Source organism: Caproicibacterium argilliputei, from assembly GCF_029211325.2.
In the GTDB taxonomy this organism is placed as follows: domain Bacteria; phylum Bacillota; class Clostridia; order Oscillospirales; family Acutalibacteraceae; genus Caproicibacterium; species Caproicibacterium argilliputei.
Map to the genome: position 1 here is coordinate 2702087 of NZ_CP135996.1, position 18317 is coordinate 2720403.

An 18317-nucleotide genomic window follows, 5' to 3' on the forward strand; every position below is an offset into this window, starting at 1 on the left:
CTTTAAATTTATTCTTTCGCCTTTATTACGGCAACCGGACAATTCTCAGCGGCCTCCGCAGCAGTATTTTCGCAGTCTTTATCCGGCTGGGCATAGACCTCGGCCTTGCCGTCTTCGTTCATTCTGAAAACCTCCGGGCAGGTTTCGGCACAAAGCCCGCAGCCTATGCAGCCAGAACGGTCGATTGTTACTTTCATATTCGTCATCCTTTCTGCCGGTCATTGGGGAATACGACCACAAGAAGCATTTTGAAGGCTTCCTGTGCATAGACCGCGTGCGGCTTTTTTGCCGGCATAATGAGCACTTCACCGGCGCTCACGATATGCTCTTTGCCGTCGACGGTAAAACGGCCTGTTCCTTCCAACACCGTCACCATGGCGTCGCCGTCAGAGTCATGGGTGCTGATTTCCTCCCCTTTGTCAAACGCGAAAAGCGTGATGCTGATCGCGTCATTCTGCGCCAGCGTCTTGCTGACCACCTGCCCCGGCAATGTTTTTACCTGTTCCGCCAGATTCAGTACGGTTTCGTGTTCCATGTTTTTGATAAATATTTCCGACATAAATCCATCTCCTATTCTTCAATTATTTTGCCGTCTGTTGAAATAATAACAACCTGCCACGGAATCATTTTTCCGCTGTTCACAAGTGCCTGCTTCACAGCATTTTCAATTCCACCGCAGCATGGGACTTCCATCCGGACTACTTTGACGCTCTTAATATTATTGCTGTTGATGATTTCGGTAAGCTTCTGCGAATAATCACCCTCGTCCAGCTTGGGGCAGCCGATCAAGGTAATATGGTTTTTGATAAATTCCCGGTGAAAACCTCCATAGGCAAACGCCGTGCAGTCCGCTGCCACCAAAAGATTGGCGCCGTCGAAATAGGGGGCGTTTACCGGCACAAGCTTGATCTGTACCGGCCACTGCGTCAGTTCACTTTCAGACGGTTGTGTTTTCTGTTCTTCCACGTGAGAAGCTTCAGGACGTTGGATCGCTTTTGCCATGCTTCCCGGACAGCCGCTGAAGACAGGGGTTCTATTCTCGTTCATTTGTAATTGCACCTCTTTTTCGTTAAACGCATTCGCCTCGCGCTCTTCAAAAGAAATAGCCCCAGTGGGACAGACGGGAAGGCAGTCTCCAAGCCCGTCGCAGTAATCTTCACGTAACAACTTTGCCTTGCCTTCGACCATACCGATGGCTCCCTCATGGCAAGCGGCGGCACACATACCGCAGCCGTTACATTTTTCCGAATCTATGTGAATGATTTTTCTTACCATTTTAGACGCCTCCTTGACTTTGTGATGCCATTGTACTATGATGAAGACAATAAGTCCGTTGTATTTACAACGAATGGAGGGCACATGGAAAATAAATTTGAAATTCTAAAACGATCCGCACTCTTTTGCGGAATTGAAGAAAAGAATATAGAATCCATGCTGAAGTGCCTATCCGCGCGGGAGGCTGAATACAAAAAAGACGCCTTTATTCTGTCGGCAGGAGACGTTCCGACAGAAGTAGGCATCGTTTTGAGCGGTAGTGTAAATATTATCAATGAGGATTATTGGGGCAACCGGACAATCATTTCAAAGATATCCGGCGGCGAGTTGTTTGCCGAATCATTTTCATGCTCTGATACGGATAAGCTGCCTGTAAGTGTCGTGACTTCCGAGAAGACGGAGGTTTTATTTATTGATTACAAGCGTATTATAACCACCTGCACATCGGCCTGCGTTTTTCATACTGCATTGATCAATAATATGATGCGGATATTGGCAAACAGAAATATCTTGCTCACACAAAAGATGGAGTATACAGCAAACCGTACAACGCGGGAAAAGCTGCTGTCCTATTTGTCTGCTCAGGCGATCGCGGCAAAGAGCAGTGCATTTGCGATTCCATTTAACCGGCAGGAGTTGGCCGATTATCTCTGCGTTGATCGCAGCGCTATGTCGAACGAGCTTTGCAAGCTTCGGGATGATGGAATGTTGTCATTCCGCAAAAATCAATTTAAATTGCTATAAGGAGAATGGTTATGAAAGAAACGAATAGACTAATTATGGATATGATCGATTACTATACCGGCGATCCAAAACGCATCCAGCATTTCATCAAAGTCCACAGCTTTGCAAAACTTATCGGTACGCTTGAAAAGCTGGATGAAAACACCTTATTTATTCTTGAAACCGCCGCTATTGTCCACGACATCGGCATTAAGCTGTGTGAGGAGAAATACGGCGACTGTAATGGTAAGCTGCAGGAAACTGAGGGTCCTGCAATTGCGAAAGATATGCTCGAACGCCTTGGCTATGACGCTGCAGTAATCGAGCGGGTATGCTATTTGGTTGGGCATCATCACACTTATTCCAATATTGACAGCATGGATTACCAAATCCTTGTTGAGTCGGATTTTTTGGTCAACCTTTTCGAAGGCAATGAGTCAAAGGCTGCGTGCGAGTCGGCCTTAAATCACATTTTTCGGACTAAAAGTGGGTCGGCTATATGTAAGAAGATGTTTGCATAAGAATCCTGAAAATCACAAAGCACATAAATTTATTCAGTTAAGCAACGAAGCAATTAAGCAAAAAGTGCAGTTTTAACCGATGGTCTGACCTTGTTTAAAAGAATATAAGGATACCTTATCCTCACTCAGCAAAATAGCTCTAGCAAAAATTTTGTTCGCTGCAACAGCCACTGTCAGTACGTTCTCACTCCTATATCCATCCTGTACAATAATCGGTGGAGGTGAACTGACAGTGGAGAAATCAATGAACATATTAGGCCAGATCGTCAAAGACGCGCGGCAATCCGCAGGACTGACACAGGACGAGCTTGCGGAACAGTCGGGAATTACAACCCGGTACATCATGGCCATTGAAAACGAAAACAGACAGCCGAGCATGAAGGTGCTGTTTAAACTGATCCGGGCTTTAAAAATTTCTGCGGATACAATCTTTTATCCGGAAATCCAACATACAGACAAGAAAAAAGAACACCTTATCCACATGATCCAGTTGTGCGACGAACGGGAAACCAATGTAGCAACCGCGACCATCCGCGCGCTGCTGGATTCCAGATAACTGGGAGATACTTTTTTTTTCGGAGGTTGGCTTTTTTTCTGAAAGTATCAGCTTGTTTTTTCTCTGTTGATAAATTTCTGATAGAGTGAGTCCTTCCCTGCATGGTTCATCATGAGCCATGCCATAGACCAAGGGAAACACACACTTGCCCCTTGGCGGCCCGATTTCTTTTTTCACAGCTTCAGCGTGTAGAGCAGGCTGCTTTTGCCGCCGTTTTCACGCCACCGCTGCTCCTTGAAAAGATGGCCGGTCTTTTCAAGGTCGGCGATAGCGCGTTTGACGGTACTGCGTGAGAGCTTCAGTTCTTTGGCGATGGTGCCGATGGCCGGGTAGCATCTCCCATCCCGGTCTGCCCGATCCCGAAGGTACATATAAACGGTTTTGGCCCGGTGCGGCAGATCTTCCGCATAGATAGATGTAAAATAACCCACAGCGCCGCCCCCTAATCCGTCCGCAGCGCAGGCATCTGCTCTGGCGGTTCCGGCGCGGGCGTATGAGCAATTCCTCCGGTCGCGGCGTCAGGAGGTTCGGGGGATTCGTCATAGTCGTCTTCGTAGGCACAATTCTGCCTTAGGATTTCCTGCTCCAGCTCGAAGCGGTCGGCGTAGGACACCTTGCGGGTGGCCCGTTCATCTACTTCATATGTTTTGTCAAATGTAATGCCCCATTTGAGAAACAGCGGCAGTTTGGTGCGCATGGGGCAGCAGCCAGTCTTTGCAAGAATAAAGTTTCCCTTGGGAAGCGTTTTCAGTTCGTCCGGTGTCATGAGCGGCCTTTGGATCATCTGCAAACTCTGGCTCGGATCGTTTTTCCCCCGGCTGATGGAGCCAGACATGACAGTCTGGTTGCCGAGGGCCTTGGAGAGTATCTCCGCGCTTTCGGAGTTGGGCGCAAAGCCGCCGAACAGAATATCCTGACAGTTATCAGAAATGATGGCGGAACCTTCTCTGCCGTAATTCTTTTCAAGTTGCGCGAAGGACTGGATAATCGGTACCATGCTGATACGGCGGGAACGGCCTGCGGAGAACATCATTTCCATTGACTGGATTTTGGGGATGGTGCCGATCTCGTCGGCGAAAATCATCACGCGATTCGGCAGCTTACCGCCGCATTCATCGGCAACGGTCAGCATCTCGCGGTAAAGCTGCTGTAAAAATAGCGACACCATAAAATATTTTGTGTTATCTTCCTCCGGAAGGACGATGAAGATTGCCGACTTCTCCCGGCAAAAGGTTTCCGTGTCCAATGTGCTGTCAAAACACAGAATTTGCTCCATTTCGGAATCCAGAAAGGCGTTGAGCCGTGACATGGCGGTGGAAAGCACAGAGGCCATCGCTTGGTCTGCCGTGTTCAGCGCAGCCCCCGCGAACCATTTAGCCTTGTGGTCGGGCGGCAGCTTATCCATCAGCAATTGAAACAGGCTTTTGTTCTTCACCGGCGAGGGTGCCAGCAGATCCTGTATCAGCTTGAACACCGAAATGATATGGCGCTTTTCCGGGGAGCAGTATTCCGCGATCAATAAAATCACCGAAGTCAGAAGGCCCTCGGCGGCATCGTAAAAGAAGGCGTTCTGCCCGTAGTTCGCCGAGTCCTCGCCGCTGCTGGTGATGATGGTCTTGGCTGTGATCTTGGCGTATTTTTCAGCCTTGGCCTTAAAGGACAGATTTTCCGGATTCTCTTTGTAAGCATCCATATATTTGTTGACAAGATGCAGAATGTTGTCACCGTCCGAGCGTGTCGGATTGCGGAGATCCAATACGGAAATATTGTAACCGTAGCATTCTTTGGCGATGCCCCCATAGTTCCGAAACAGGTCGCCCTTGGTATCGGTGCAGAGAAAACTCATCCCGGACGCGCAGGCGTATTCGATATTCGGATAGAGAAAATGCGCGGTTTTACCGACACCGGCGGCCCCGATCATCAAGCAGTGGATGTCCCCGATATCCACCAGCGCGGTGACGGAGCCGCCTTTCTTTTTGTAACCGACAATCAGTCCCTGCGGAAGCTGCTCCGCAGACGAATTGGGTCCAGCATCATGCTGCCGCCATTTTTCCGGCTCAAATGGGACGCGGGTATAGGTCTGCCGGATTTCCTTTTCGGTGGCGAACCGCGCCGTTCCGTGCTGACCGTCGCCAACCGTTTTGGATTTGATTCCGTTGAGGGTATAGTAGTGCGCCAGTAGAGAGATGAACCCAATGACGGCGAACATCCCAATCCCAACCACAAGCAATGTAATAATTTGCGATGACTGCATAATTTCCACCTCCATTTTTACATCGTCATTTTCATTCCGCAGTGCTGTTTTTCGGCCTCCAGTTCCTCGGCGGGAAGCGGATTCACACCATGCCGCGCCTTAAGATCCTCGTTCCAATCCTTGTATTGCGATTGCAGCACGGATACATCGGAATATCTGTGTTCCTGTAAAATCTCTTCGAGGCGCTCCGTCGCCTTGATCCCCGCCTCGTCGTGATCCAGGCAAAGGAACACCCTCCGGATATTCAAATTTTCTTGCAGCTGCTCCAGAAGAGCGTGTTCCGCGACGCCGCAGAGAGAAACATAACTCTGCCGCTTCCAGTCCTGCGGATAGAGCGTAAGAAAAGAAAGCAGATCAATGGGCGCTTCAAACACATAGATACTGTCGCCGGTTCCGGTGTAATGAAAGCTGAACCGGGGATCACAGCCCTCCACATTGCCCTTGTAGCTTTTGCCTCCGGTGTAGGTACCGCGTTTATGGGCATGGCGGGGAATACCATTTCCATCCACCCCGACAAACACGGCATTGTGATATTCCTTGTCCTCATAAAGCAGCTTTGCTTTTGCAAAACAGGCTACCACATTCCGGTCAATAAACCGCTGCTTTATGAGATAAGCAAACACGCGGCGCATATTGGGATTGGGCGGCGGTAAGCTGAACGGCTTTTTTGGCTCCGGCTCTCTATTCCCGCCGCTCTGCCGGTATTCAATTTTTTGTTCACCGCCGAGAAGAAGCGTAACAGCTTTCGGAAAGGACAGGTGATAAAGTCTGCGCACCAAATCAATGGCATGGCTGCCTTCCTCCGAAGCATGGTCGAACCACTGATTGCCCCGGATTGTGATGCTGTGATCCGACGCCAGCCGTTTGTCCCGACCGGAGGGCAGGAGCTTCTCTCCCTGCCGCTGCAGAAAGTCAACCAGATCCACCGAATTGGCCCTTTGTTTTTCTCCTTCTGTAAAATGCACATAGCCTGACATGGCAAAACCTCCAATCATAACGTGATTTGATGTTGCTGCTCGTGATCGTCACGGGCATGGCCCTGTGCCTGCTTTTTCTCCTTCAGCTTGCGAAGGCGTTTCCGGTCGATACGGAAAGCAGCGCTGCCAGTTGCCTTGTGATAATCCTCACGGAACAGATTCTCCAGCCGGTGCATCAGTCTCGTCGCCGCCAGCAGTACAGACGGATTGCGGTATTCGTTGATACGGTCAATAAGAAATTGCGCATAAACGTTTCCCTGCTGTGCAGACAGCGAAAGCCAGTACAGGCTTTTCTCCTTATCGCGGGGAACATCGCCATCATAGAAATACAGCTTTCCGAGAGCATATTGGGCATACTGATTTCCTTGTTCGGCGGATGCGGTCAGCCAGCGGATAGCGGCCTCCACATTCTTCGGAACATCTTCACCGGCGAAGTAGAGCTTACCGAACTGATATGCCGCGTACTCATTTTTTTGTTCTGCCGATAGAGTGAATAGCCGGATTGCGTTTGGAACATCTTCTCCGACAAGATACAGCTTCGCCAAGGTGTATTGAGCATACTGATTGCCGAGGTCGGAAGAAAGCGTGAGCCACTTGACCGCAGCCACTGCGTCTTTTGGGATGTCCTCGCCGGAGAGATAAAGCCTGCCGAGCTGATAGGCGGCGTACTCGTTTTTCTGTTCTGCCGATAAAGTGAAAAGCTCCACGGCTTTTTGTATATCCTTCTGCACATGGGTACCATCACGGTAGCACTTGGCAAGCACATATTGTGCCGCCGCGTTTCCACTGTCAGCAGCCTTGGTTAGCCATTCGATTGCCTGCTCCGGATCACCGGTATCGGTTTCAAGCCGCAGCTTTCCGAGCATGTACTGCGCGTTACCGTTTCCAACCTTGGCGGCCTTCTCAAAATAGAATAATGACGCAAGAATGTCTTTCTGCGTGCCGGTTCCGGTATAGAGCATCTGGCCGAGACGGTATTGGAGTTTATCGTCATGGCTTTCAGCCTCCAAAGAAGAAAAGCCGGTGAAGGCACGTTTGAAGTGTTCACCGGCTTTGTCCGTATTCTCTTGTGTTCCGATTCCGTCCCGGAACATTTTTGCAATCTCATAATCCGCATAGGGGTTGCCTTGATCAGCAGATCGTCGGTATAACTCGAAGGCTGTTTCATAATCCTGCGCAACACCCTGACCGCGATGATACAGACCGGCCAGAGAATATTGAGCGTACTTGTGATTTTTATAAACCGCTTTCTGAAACCATAAGGCGGCCTGCTCATAATCCTGTGGAGTACCCAATACTGCAGCGTACATTTTCCCGATACGGTATTGCAGATAAGGCTTATGCTTTTCCGCTTCCACATTGAGAAAAGCGGAGAGCGCCTTTTCATACCACGCATGAGCGGCTGCCGGATCAGTTTCCCTGCCGAGGCCATCTGCGAACATTCTGCCGAGATCGTGCATGGCGAGGGCATTGCCGGATTCCGCTTCTAGCAGGAACAATCGAAATGCTTCGTCAAAGTTCTGTTTTACTGTATCGCTGCTGTAGAGATACGCGCGGGCCTGTTTGTATCGCTCACTCCATGCGGCATGGAATGCGATTTCGACAGGCTCATCGGGCAGCTCGTTTTCCGGCCCGGAAGTATCGGGAAGACCTTCCGGCGGCATCACCGGCTCCGGCATGGACTCATCCTCAAACGAAAAATGGCAACCGCCGATTTTCATTGCTTCGGCGATCACCATGTTTTTGATACTTTTGAATTGCTTTTGTTGGGATAACGGCGGCATGGGTGGAGGCTGATTGGTATACGTTCGATAGATTTCATCTTGCCAGCCGCCCCATGCGGCATAGAGCTTTGCAACGCGTTCGTCTTTGGCCAACTCATCCACGATCCGGTCGACGATAGCCTTTACATCGGCCTTGAGATACCCGTATATCTTTTTTCCTCCTGTATTTTGAAGACGTTCGGAGAGCAGCAAAACGTTTTCTTCGATTGCCTTGTTTTCGCAGACACCGGAGGAAATCTGCCGCAGCAGTTCGTCTATTATATCCGCAGTACCTTGCTTGAGGTCGCTCCGCGCCTGATTCTGCTGATCATAAATCTGAGCGAAGTCCTGACGGAAGATATCGTGCGCCAATTCGGAGCGCATGGCTTCGATGGCAGGCTCAGTGAGAAAACCGTCATTGTCCTTCGCAGAATAGATCATGAGATGCACATGCGGATGATGGCCTTCATTATGAAACGCACAGTACCAGCGAAGGTTTTCGCTGTCGATCTTCATGTGCTTGCACAGCATGGCCCGTTTGCTGCGGATCAGTTCCCGCCACTGTTTGCCGCTGTCATATCCGAGACGGGCAGCGTCCTCACGCCGGAGGGAAATCACATGTGTCCAGACCGGCCCTTTGTGATTGACCACATCATCCTGCACCTGAGACAGGATCACCGGGGTTCCGGCATCGGTGAACAAGCCGTGCTCACCGATACGTTCCACGCGGGGGCGGTTTGCAATATAATCCACATAATTTTCGCGCTTGCCGACCAGATCGAGGTTCTGTTCCAAAGCGCAGGAGATCAACTCGGAAGCGTTCTCCCTTGTGGGGCACAGAAGGTAATCGCTGTATTCCAGCATATCTTTTGCGGATGGAATGTCCCGAAGAAGCTGGCGGATCAGCTTTTGCTGATTTTCCGTCGCCGGGAGTTGCGGTTTGCTTTCGTCAATTTTTTCTACACCTTCACGGGTGCCAATGTATTTGACGTAGTTTTGTAGCTGCTCCGGTGGGGCATCCCGCATATAACGGGAGGTAAAAATAATTTTGGGCATGGCGGCCTCCTTTCTGTGTTTTGGGCAAAGAAAAAGAGCGACCTCTGTGGATCGCCCTAAGTATAAAGCTGGTTAATCGACAAGCTGAAATTTAATCACGCCACTCAACAACATCATCCAGATTTTTTCTGGGTCTAGCAGAAGGATTTTCGTCGGCATATCCAACTGTCATTGCCGCAAATAGTTCTCCATCAACGTTTAACCAATCACACAATTCCTTATATGCGAAAAATGTATCGCAAATCCATAAGCTACCTAACCCAAGTTCCGTGGCTGTGAGCGTCATATTTTCAATAGCTGCCCCTATCGACTGAGCATTACAAATTTCGTAAATGCGTTCTTCGGGATTCAAAGAAGTATGAAGATCCATTCCAAGTGAATTAGCAATAAAAATAACAACGGACGCCTGTTCCATGATTTTCAGAGTATATTCCGCGCCACTGAGATATTGCACACTTTCTGAAAGAAGTGGTTTTGTTTTCTCTCTTATTAACCCTTTACGCATGACCGCGATCATGTCATTCTTTGCATTGCCCGTCACCACAATGAATTTCCAAGGCTGACGATTTTTCGAAGATGGTGCCAGTATCCCTGATTGCAGAATTTCTTTTATCATTTGTTTTGGCACATCTATGTTTTTATATTTTCGTATGCTTCTTCTGCTTTTTATTGCTGATAACATTTCAGTGTAGCGCTAGTGTCAAGAGAAGTTCGCAATTTAGGGATTCCGGAAAATGAATTAAGCTGCGTTTAGCAAAAGTGTCTGAATGGATTTGGGATTCAAATATGCTCTGGAAACAGACCAGTCCTCGGCATATTCCATGAGATATGTCGTTACCAGCCGCAGATAGGAATCGTTGTTTGGGAATATTCCGACGACGCTGGTTCTGCGCCGGATTTCCTTGTTCAGCCGTTCGAGCATATTGGTGGATGAGATTTTACGTGCGTCAAGATCGGAGAATGCATAAAAAGCCAACGAATCTTCCAACCCATTTTCCAGAAGCTCAATCGCTCCGGGAAATCTCTTCCCGTATTGCTCCGACAACTGTTTTGCGCGCTGCCGCGCTAATTGGACGGAAGGCGCCAGCCAGATTTCTTTCAGCTGGGCCGCGAAGGCTTCCTTTTCCTTCTGCGGTACGTGCGCCAGGATATTTCGCATGAAATGCACTTTGCAGCGCTGCCAGGAAGCGCCGGGAAAACTTTGTCGGATGGCGGCAATCAACCCTTTGTTCGCATCGGAAACCACCAGAAGCGGCGTTTTCAGGCCGCGATCCAAAAGGTTTTGAAACAACTGGGAATAGCTCTCTTTGGATTCATCCAACATCGGTTCCACGGCGAGAATGTCCCTGTGCCCTTGCTCGTTGACGCCGCAGACAACCATTACCGCCATGCTGACGACACGGCCATCCATACGGACTTTTTCGTACAGGGCGTCCGTCCAGAGCACCGGATAATGGGAATCCGCGAGAGAACGGCCGCGAAATTCCTGTACCTGCTCGTTCAAACCCTTTGTCATCTCGCTGACCTGACTGCGGGAAAGGTTCTCTATTCCCAGACTGTGAGCCAGCTTTTCCATCTTCCGGGTAGACACACCCTGCACGAACGCCTCCTGAATCACCTGTATCAGCGCCGCCTCGCCGCGCTTGCGTTCCGTGACAAAGAACGGGATGTATCCATGACTGCGCAGCTTTGGCACCATGAGATACATTGTTCCTACGCGAGTGTCCAGCCGCCGGGGCCGGTATCCGCAGCGGTAGTCACTGCGGGACGAACTGTGTGCATTCTTTTCCGCGCCTACGATTCCAGAAACCTCCGCCTCCATGAGTTGAGCGCAGAGCCATTCCAGCATGCTGAGCATTGGGTCGGGCTCCGCCATACATTTCAGTAGCAATTCCGTAAGATCTGTGTTATTCTTTCTTTGAGCCATTGGGGCCAACTCCTTCTTTGAATGTCTAGACACCATTCATTTTACCGGAGTCCCAATGGCTTTTCTATAACCTTCACGAAATTGCGAACTTTATTGTACTCTATCAGTGTAGCCTCTCTTGTAATCGAATTTGAATACACCTATTTAAGCATTAATTATATCACATTTTTCAAAAAGCTTCACCGAACTATGTAAAACAGCCTCTGCTTTCGCAGAGGCCGTCTACCATATGTTTCCTTATAGCGCACCTAACTTCTTGAGAAGCTCCACGCAGTCCTTCGCGCCCTGCACATAAAGGAACGAGCACTCGTGATCCGCGATGAGATTGGTTTTCTCAAAGTAGTCGGTGAGGATTTTGCATTGCTCCGGCGACAGCTCCGCGACAATGTCGTGGGCCTGCGTACTTAAATTTCGTACCTCGTTATGGAGTTTCTGTTCTTCCTCACATAGATTTTCTCTCCGCTGCGACAACGCATGCTCCGTCAGCTCACGGATTGCCATTTCCGCGATTTCCTGTTTGTCCATTCTGAAATCACTCCTTTTTGACTACAACATAAACAGACTTCGGGGCGAAGTCCATACCCAAAATCAACAGATCGAGTTTTCTTTTTTAGATTTCCCGTTTCTGATATTTATACGCGCTTTCAAAATCCACCGCACCGTTGATTCGTTTCACCTCGTCCAGGCATTTCAGATGTAGCTTGTGCAGAGCCGTTTCGTCGATGTTGTGCGAGCAGGCAATCACATGCGCCAGCTCGGAAAGCTCCACGGCCATTTTGAAATCCATTCGTGCGATGCGGTTTTCACTGTCATGAACGGTAGCAGTCAGCACGGAGGACAAAGTCTGCAGCAAATAGTTTTCTGCCTTCTGAGAAGTCAGGTAGCCGCAGTAAAATTTGAGCGCCTCGGTGACAAACTCATTTCTGGATTTCACGTTTGCCACAGGTAGCAGTTCATCACATTGATCCAGCATTTCCTTTTCAATATAAAAGCCGGTGCGTACTTTTTCCAGTTCGTTTGCCATGATTTCTCCTTTCCTTCTGACGATAAGGTTGGTATGCAAAGAAAACGCCCTGAATGCCCGGAACAGTTTGCCTTTTGCCAAATCCAGCATAACAAATTGAGCTATCGGGCAGAAAGTTATGCCACTTCGCAATCCCCGAACGGCTTTGCCGGTCGGTGTTTTCCGGCTTTAGGCTGCGAAAGCAGCATAAAGCCTTTAACCAGCACCACTTTCGACCCTGCCAGTCTGCCTCAGGGATGCAGCCATTCCAAGGCAATCAGGACATTTCTCACATTTCCGTCAAATGGGCGCAACGTGGGGCAGTTGCTGCCAACAGGTATACGGATGCTACTCGGCCTCATAAAAAGCCACACGGGGCAACACAGCCGCCAACACGCGTCAACGCTTTTGATCATTACGCCAGACTGTCCACAGTGCTGTTTGATGCAGCAGGGTGTACCGGATGTTTTGGCTTCTGTTTTTCAGCAGATTCGCGGGAAAGCTTGTCGTCAATGTACTCTCGGGTAGCCTGCGGAACGTACTTTTCATAGAGCTTCTGAACGGTATCCTGCAGTTCCGTCTGCAGATCCGCGTCCTTTTTGTCCATGTGATAGGTCAGGGCGTCTAGCTTTTCCGTATCAAAAGAAACGGTTAAATTTGTGTTTTTCATGTTGGTTTCCTCCATTTCATAATTTCATTTCCGGGGTATGCGACGGCTGATCCTCCGGTTCGTTCACCCATTTTTCATAGTCCTGAACGGAGCAGAAGCCAGCCAGCATGGAAGAGAACGCATCCAGTCGGCTGGCCTTCACACCGGCAAGCTCCATCTGCAAACCGTAATAGCCGGTATAAACACGCAGGACATCCGCGTTCAGAACATCGGCCCACGCTTCCTTTCCGGCTTCGGTCAGCGTAGATTCATCCAGCTCCACAATGGTGGACGGCTCGTTTTCAATCTCGTGGTGGATGAGATGGATGTCCTCCCATTTGGTGTGAAGCAGATCATGGAGCTTGGCAGCCGGGGCAATTTGCTCTGTTGCTTTTTCGGAACCTTTTTCCTGCTGCCCGTCGCACTTGGGGCAGTAATCAAGATAATAGGTGATGTCAAAATTGTCCTCCATCGGTTCAATTTCCGTTACCTCATCACTGGCGGACAACGCATTCAGCAGCATGGTACCGATGCCGTTGTTCGGTGTAACGTGAACACCGTACCGTTCCTCGATCTCATCAAAGGAAATCTCCCAATCGCCATTTTCGGTTTTTTGAGTGCCGTCCCTGATGATCTCATCAGCCAGCAGTGAAATCTGGCGGTTCACATAGGGCCTGAAGTTTGGAAGAAAAGCGGTATACCTGCCGTAGGAATAGCCGGAACTGTCCACCAGAACAGCATCGTCCGTATCTTCACCGAGTACCAGCAGCCCGTGCTGCACTCCATTCCCGTCCACATACATATCACCGATACGGTCGGCAATAAAGTCCCTGTCGGCCAGCATATTTTCACAAAAGTCTTTGAATTCCGTTGCCGACAGTTCTTCGATTGCCTCGATCACACATTCCTGCGGCTGGAAGCAATCCAGCTTTCTTTCAAATACAGCCTTGGTCTTTAACATGATTCGTTCCTCCCTTAAGGTAAGTAATTTCTCGGATTGACCGCTTTTCCATTAATGCGAATTTCAAAATGAAGATGGTTTCCGGTACTGCGCCCCGTGCTGCCCACCGCTGCGATAACGTCGCCCTGCTTCACAGCTTGGCCGGAACGGACATATACCTTGGAGCAGTGACCGTACAGCGTAACCATTCCGTCTCCGTGATCGATGACCACATGATATCCGTAGCCGCTGCTGCCGGAGTCTATTACGCTGCTCACCACACCGTCGCGGGCGGCATGAATTGGTGTACCTTTTGGTGCACCGAGGTCAAGACCGGAGTGTCCTTCGCCGCCGCTGCCGCCGAACGGATTTGGCCTCCAGCCGAATTCCGAAGTGACCATGCCGCGCCAGTTCGCCCCGAGAGGACTGGCAAAATTACCGCCGCCCGTGTAGGGTCCATCTGTTCCAACACCTTTTTTCCATTCATCCTCGCCGATGTTTTCATTCTCCGGCAGACTGTGGCCATAAAGCACACGGCTGTAAATCTGAGCGGCGTTGACTTTGTTTTCGTTGGTGATCGTTCTGCCAAGCGCGCTTTCAAGGTTGGCGTAAATTTCATTCAGGTCGGAAATCGGAACAGCCACGGTGTAGGCTTCCTGCGTCTTATTGCCGTCCTTGTCGGTAACAGTACGAGTTCGCTTTTCGTACCGGATGAAAGCATCGGTAAATTTTCGGTAGTCATTTTTGTCCATTCGGAGATTTTCAGCGCCGAAATACAGAGAATAAAAAATAGATTTCACACGGGTGGCGTCAATGCCACCGCTTTCAATCTGAGGCGTGATCTCCGACACAGCCCCGTCCAAGACAGAGAAGCTGCTCCGCATATCTTCGATGTACTGCCTGTATTCAGCGGGTACCTGTGCCGAGATGGAGCCGCCGTTGAAAACCAGATCCACAGCGGAGTCGTTGTGCTGCGCCGTTCCGGACAACAAACTCATGATCATTACGATGATTAAAATGAAGGGAGTCAGAACGGCGGCAATCAGCACACCGACGGCTTTCCACGTCCGCTTGTCCGACGCGGCGGCAATGGCTGTTTTTACCGCAAGGGCAATGGTTGCCGGATCAGCCATGGGGCATCACCACCATTTCGGGCCGAACAGGCTGCCCTGCACAGCTTCCGCTTCCTGCTGTTCCGCTGCCAAACGGATGGATTTTTCAACAGCCTGATCCAAAAAATCCGTGTCAAACCCGGCTGTTTTGTATCCTTCCATAATAGTGTTGAGGTAAAAATCAGAGGGAGCGCCAAACTCATGGCCTCCGTTCATCACATAGACCATGCCCGGAACAGCTTTTCCTTTCAGCTCCACCTCCATCATTTCTTTGCGGTAAAAGTGAGGATACCCTTCGTAACGGTCAAGGGCCTGCTCGTCACCGGACCTGATCTTCCACAAAAGCACAGGCACCGAGCCGCCCTCAAAAGGTTCTACAGTTGCCACGGCTCCTTTCCGGCCTCCCCGGAACAGCAGCTCGTATCCCTTGATTTCGCTTGCGCCGACCACCTTGGCAGTCGGGCAGCGGAACGCCATCTGCGGCAAACTGAGGTTGCTGCCGTAGGCGATATACAACGTGTTTTTCGTACTCATGATCCGTCTCCTTTTTCTCACATGCGCATGACAAAGGCCGGGGATTCTTCCTGATCCCCGGCCTGTTCCTGTCCGCTTTCGATTGTTTCTGCGGGCGCGGATTGCGTCTGCTCCTGTTCTTTTTTCTGCCGCATCCGTTCCTTCTGCTTCTCGGCCTGCGCCGGATCGCGCCACGCAATGCAGCCGTCCAGATGCTCCAAAAGATGAGTGCGGGCGGTTTTGAATTCATCGCCGATCAGACCAAGCCGCAGAAGCCAGGTGCGGAAGGTGTATTTCTCGTTGGTGGTCAGCGTTTTCTGTCGGCTGGCGCACCGCTGGTTCAGCGCCTGTGCGGAAATAGCGAGGCAGAATTGGATATACGCCTTGATTTTTCCGGCATGAGTGGTGGAGTTGAACGACCTGAATTCCACCGTGCCTTTTTGGAATACGCTGTGCAGATTGAGGCAGTGATAGCGGCTGTCATCGTAGTGGATATTGCTGCGGTCGCCGCCGTTGTACCAGATCCGGCTGACCTCGTTCAGCGTTTTCGGCTTTTTTCGGTTCAGTTCCTCCAAGAAACGGGCATCTACCGGCTTGCACCAGCGGTGCTGCCTTGCCACGGTAACCTGCAGCGCCTTGTAAATCAGATCCTCTTTGCTGGCCATGATATTGGTGATATTCCGAAGGGTGTTGGCATTAAAAGGAGAGGCATCCACGTGAACATGAATGCCGCAGCTCTCGTTGGCGATGGCCCCTGCCTTCCGGAGTTTACGTACCAGCTCTTGTACGGTTTCGATGTCCTCCCACCGGCAGATGGGGCTGACCATCTCGGTTTTGTACTCGTCGGAGGCTGATATGACCTGCCCGCCGGACTTTTTCTGCGCCGAAATGCTGGAATCGCTCATGAAATTCCACTTGCGTCCCTGATCGTCCAGTGCGCTGTAGGTGTTGTAATAGGTGCCGTCAAAATTGGCGGCAGTGCCAAAATGCTCGGCGGCAATTTCAGCGGCGGCCTTGCGGGTAATTCCGGTCAGCTCGATTTCAATGCCGAATCGCTGCTGCTTCATGTCCATACAATTTTTTCACTTCCTCCCATCAGCGCCCGCCCGCTTTTCCGAACAGAGCCGCTTTATGCTCCGGCGCGTTCACCATCAGGTTGTACCGCTCGTTTCCGCATTTATAAAGGCACACGCCCCGCTGCGGGTAGCGGATCAGATTGTATTCGCTCTGTTCAAGCTGGAGCGTATCGATGTAGAACTTCGCGTCGATATTCCCGGCGTTAAACAGAAACTGATGTGTCGGTATGGAAAACAGAGGCTTGGTGTATTCCCGGATACCCTCGATGTTGAAGTCCTCAAGGTTTTGGCTGGCAAGGATCACTGCGCTGTCCTTTTTGCGGACACGTTTCATGAAGTTGCGGACATACTCCACGGCGGTGAGATTGGTCAGGAACAAATAGAACTCATCAATACTGGCGGCGGTGTTTCCGGTGGTCAGCAGTTCGTTGCTCATGTAGGAAAGAACATTAAACAGCATGGCGTTACGGATGCTTTTGCTGGCCTGCAGCAAACCTTTCACTCCGAAAGTAATGAAACTGCCGTCCGTGATATTGGTATGCCCGTCAAAGAATTTGGCCTCCGACCCTTTGCACAGGGAGTGGAGGCCAAGGAGGATTTCCTGCAGAAGCTCGGCGGTGTAGAGCTGGCGGCTGCCCGTATCATAATTTTTATACTCGTCCTCAATCAGCGCGTAAAGGTCGGACAGAATCGGATAATCCGCAGGTTTCAGCCGGTCGAAGTTACTGTGATCGGTAAGACCCCATTTCTCATAGAGCTTCTGGAGCATGATTTCGATCACGTCGATCTGCCGGTCGGTGAAATCCTTGTATGTCCGGAAAAAATCCTTGAGGAAGCTGATATGCTGACTGAGCTTGCTGGTTTTCCGGAAGGCTTCCGGCACATACTCGCCGTCCTCGCAGGCATCCGCGCAATCCTGCTCGTCCCATGTTTTTGGTTCCAGAACATTGATGATATGTTCCCCGGACATCAGATCGATAAAGCAGCCGCCGAGATTGTTGGTGAGATCCTCGTACTCCATTTCGGGATCGAGGCAGATTACATTCATGCCGGATTCCCTCAGATTGCACAGGATGAGCTTGAGCAGATAGCTCTTGCCCTGACCGGAATTGCCGAGAATAAGGATGTTGGCGTTGGTTTTATCATCGGCCCTGCGGTTGAAATCCACCAGCACGTTACTGCCGAATTTGTCCCGCCCAATGTAGAAACCGTGGGGATCGGTCTTGCCGGAGTAGTTAAAGGGATAGAGATTGGCAACCGACGACGCGGGAAGAACGCGTTCAAACTGGTCGCCGAACACGTTCCAGCCGCTCGGCATGACGCAGAGAAATCCCTGCTGCTGGCGGAGCATCAGCCGGTCGACATTGAGCTTACTGCGGATCAGCTCCGTCAGCACCTCGGTCTGCAGCAACTTGAGCTGATCCATATCGTGAGCGGACAGCTCAATATATACGGCGGCGTGGAGCAGCGGCTCACGGTTACGGTGCATCTGCGCCACAATGGTCGCCACATCCTGCAGATTGCTTTCGGCAAGCACGGTCTGCTGCAGATCGTTGGTGTTGCTCTTGTTCATGCGGTTTTTATTTGCGGCATTGCTGATGATCTTTTTTTCCTCAACAGGCGTGACATGGCGGGTATAGATCCGCAGCGTGATGCCGTCTTTTTCACCGAGGTGCCGGAGGATTGCCTGCTCATCGGTGGATGTCGGATATTCCCGAAGCGCCCACACACACCGGAATGTATTGCCGCAGATGAAATGGTCGGTATTGAATTTGATGATGGAAGGCGCGATCATATCGAGAAATTCCTGTACATGAATATCCTCCTGCGGAGAAGCTTTGGTTTTCGGCTGTTTTGCCATGAGGCATACTTCCTTTCTGATTTTTCTGAACATAGAAAAGCCGCCACATTTCTGTGACGGCTTTGGACAAATCTGAGGAAAAACATGGTATAATGGTCGTATATAAATTCG

General features: G+C 50.4%; 20 protein-coding genes. 3 read left to right on the forward strand and 17 right to left on the reverse strand.

Going from position 1 to position 18317, the window contains the following annotated elements:
- Positions 1-8: 8 nt before the first annotated feature.
- From PXC00_RS12980 to PXC00_RS12990, 3 genes are read right to left on the reverse strand one after another with little or no spacing between them, the layout of a single operon-like run.
- The gene (locus PXC00_RS12980; protein WP_316935003.1) at positions 9-206 is read right to left on the reverse strand and encodes a ferredoxin; all 198 of its coding nucleotides are present in this window, start codon (positions 204-206) and stop codon (positions 9-11) included.
- On the reverse strand, positions 203-559 hold the full coding sequence (locus PXC00_RS12985) for a cupin domain-containing protein (protein ID WP_275844151.1): 357 nt from the start codon (positions 557-559) through the stop codon (positions 203-205). Before PXC00_RS12985 ends, PXC00_RS12980 begins: the two co-directional genes overlap by 4 nt.
- 11 nt (positions 560-570) lie before the next feature.
- Positions 571-1275 (reverse strand): 4Fe-4S binding protein, encoded by a 705-nt coding sequence (locus tag PXC00_RS12990; protein WP_275844152.1) that lies wholly within the window; start codon positions 1273-1275, stop codon positions 571-573.
- On the opposite strand from PXC00_RS12990, the gene PXC00_RS12995 reads away from it, so the two are divergent.
- The 3 genes from PXC00_RS12995 (at position 1204) to PXC00_RS13005 (ending at position 3075) form a co-directional block, all read left to right on the forward strand.
- The gene (locus tag PXC00_RS12995; RefSeq protein ID WP_316935004.1) at positions 1204-2019 is read left to right on the forward strand and encodes a Crp/Fnr family transcriptional regulator; all 816 of its coding nucleotides are present in this window, start codon (positions 1204-1206) and stop codon (positions 2017-2019) included. The two genes, PXC00_RS12990 and PXC00_RS12995, sit on opposite strands and share 72 nt — an antisense overlap.
- Positions 2020-2030: 11 nt before the next feature.
- A complete protein-coding gene (locus PXC00_RS13000; RefSeq protein WP_275844154.1) occupies positions 2031-2519 on the forward strand; it encodes an HD domain-containing protein in 489 nt (162 codons plus the stop codon).
- A 244-nt stretch (positions 2520-2763) separates the two neighbouring features.
- Entirely contained in the window at positions 2764-3075 is a 312-nt protein-coding gene (locus PXC00_RS13005) for a helix-turn-helix transcriptional regulator (protein ID WP_275844155.1), read from the forward strand.
- Positions 3076-3248: 173 nt separating this feature from the next.
- On the opposite strand, the gene PXC00_RS13010 is transcribed toward PXC00_RS13005, so the two are convergent.
- From PXC00_RS13010 to PXC00_RS13075, 14 genes are all read right to left on the reverse strand, one after another.
- Positions 3249-3506 (reverse strand): helix-turn-helix domain-containing protein, encoded by a 258-nt coding sequence (locus tag PXC00_RS13010; RefSeq protein WP_275844156.1) that lies wholly within the window; start codon positions 3504-3506, stop codon positions 3249-3251.
- An 11-nt stretch (positions 3507-3517) separates the two neighbouring features.
- Positions 3518-5329, reverse strand: coding sequence for a VirD4-like conjugal transfer protein, CD1115 family (locus PXC00_RS13015; protein ID WP_275844157.1), 1812 nt, complete (start codon positions 5327-5329; stop codon positions 3518-3520).
- A 17-nt stretch (positions 5330-5346) separates the two neighbouring features.
- Positions 5347-6306 carry a DUF3991 and toprim domain-containing protein gene (locus tag PXC00_RS13020; protein ID WP_275844158.1) on the reverse strand — a complete coding sequence of 320 codons (960 nt, stop codon included), beginning with the start codon at positions 6304-6306 and terminating at the stop codon, positions 5347-5349.
- A 14-nt stretch (positions 6307-6320) separates the two neighbouring features.
- On the reverse strand, positions 6321-9125 hold the full coding sequence (gene mobP3 / locus PXC00_RS13025; protein ID WP_275844159.1) for a MobP3 family relaxase: 2805 nt from the start codon (positions 9123-9125) through the stop codon (positions 6321-6323).
- A gap of 91 nt (positions 9126-9216) precedes the next feature.
- Entirely contained in the window at positions 9217-9807 is a 591-nt protein-coding gene (locus tag PXC00_RS13030) for a nitroreductase family protein (RefSeq protein WP_275844160.1), read from the reverse strand.
- Between the two features lie 57 nt (positions 9808-9864).
- Entirely contained in the window at positions 9865-11052 is a 1188-nt protein-coding gene (locus PXC00_RS13035; protein WP_275844161.1) for an IS256 family transposase, read from the reverse strand.
- Between the two features lie 237 nt (positions 11053-11289).
- On the reverse strand, positions 11290-11577 hold the full coding sequence (locus PXC00_RS13040; RefSeq protein ID WP_275844162.1) for a hypothetical protein: 288 nt from the start codon (positions 11575-11577) through the stop codon (positions 11290-11292).
- An 85-nt stretch (positions 11578-11662) separates the two neighbouring features.
- The gene (locus PXC00_RS13045; protein WP_275844163.1) at positions 11663-12076 is read right to left on the reverse strand and encodes a hypothetical protein; all 414 of its coding nucleotides are present in this window, start codon (positions 12074-12076) and stop codon (positions 11663-11665) included.
- Positions 12077-12470: 394 nt separating this feature from the next.
- The gene (locus tag PXC00_RS13050) at positions 12471-12725 is read right to left on the reverse strand and encodes a DUF6103 family protein (RefSeq protein WP_275844164.1); all 255 of its coding nucleotides are present in this window, start codon (positions 12723-12725) and stop codon (positions 12471-12473) included.
- A gap of 16 nt (positions 12726-12741) precedes the next feature.
- A complete protein-coding gene (locus PXC00_RS13055) occupies positions 12742-13665 on the reverse strand; it encodes a DUF6329 domain-containing protein (protein WP_275844165.1) in 924 nt (307 codons plus the stop codon).
- A 14-nt stretch (positions 13666-13679) separates the two neighbouring features.
- The gene (locus tag PXC00_RS13060; RefSeq protein ID WP_275844166.1) at positions 13680-14777 is read right to left on the reverse strand and encodes a M23 family metallopeptidase; all 1098 of its coding nucleotides are present in this window, start codon (positions 14775-14777) and stop codon (positions 13680-13682) included.
- 6 nt (positions 14778-14783) lie between these two features.
- The gene (locus tag PXC00_RS13065) at positions 14784-15290 is read right to left on the reverse strand and encodes a gamma-glutamylcyclotransferase family protein (RefSeq protein ID WP_275844167.1); all 507 of its coding nucleotides are present in this window, start codon (positions 15288-15290) and stop codon (positions 14784-14786) included.
- Positions 15291-15307: 17 nt separating this feature from the next.
- Entirely contained in the window at positions 15308-16342 is a 1035-nt protein-coding gene (locus tag PXC00_RS13070; protein WP_275844168.1) for an amidoligase family protein, read from the reverse strand.
- 22 nt (positions 16343-16364) lie between these two features.
- On the reverse strand, positions 16365-18206 hold the full coding sequence (locus tag PXC00_RS13075) for a VirB4 family type IV secretion system protein (protein ID WP_275844169.1): 1842 nt from the start codon (positions 18204-18206) through the stop codon (positions 16365-16367).
- Positions 18207-18317 lie beyond the last annotated feature (111 nt).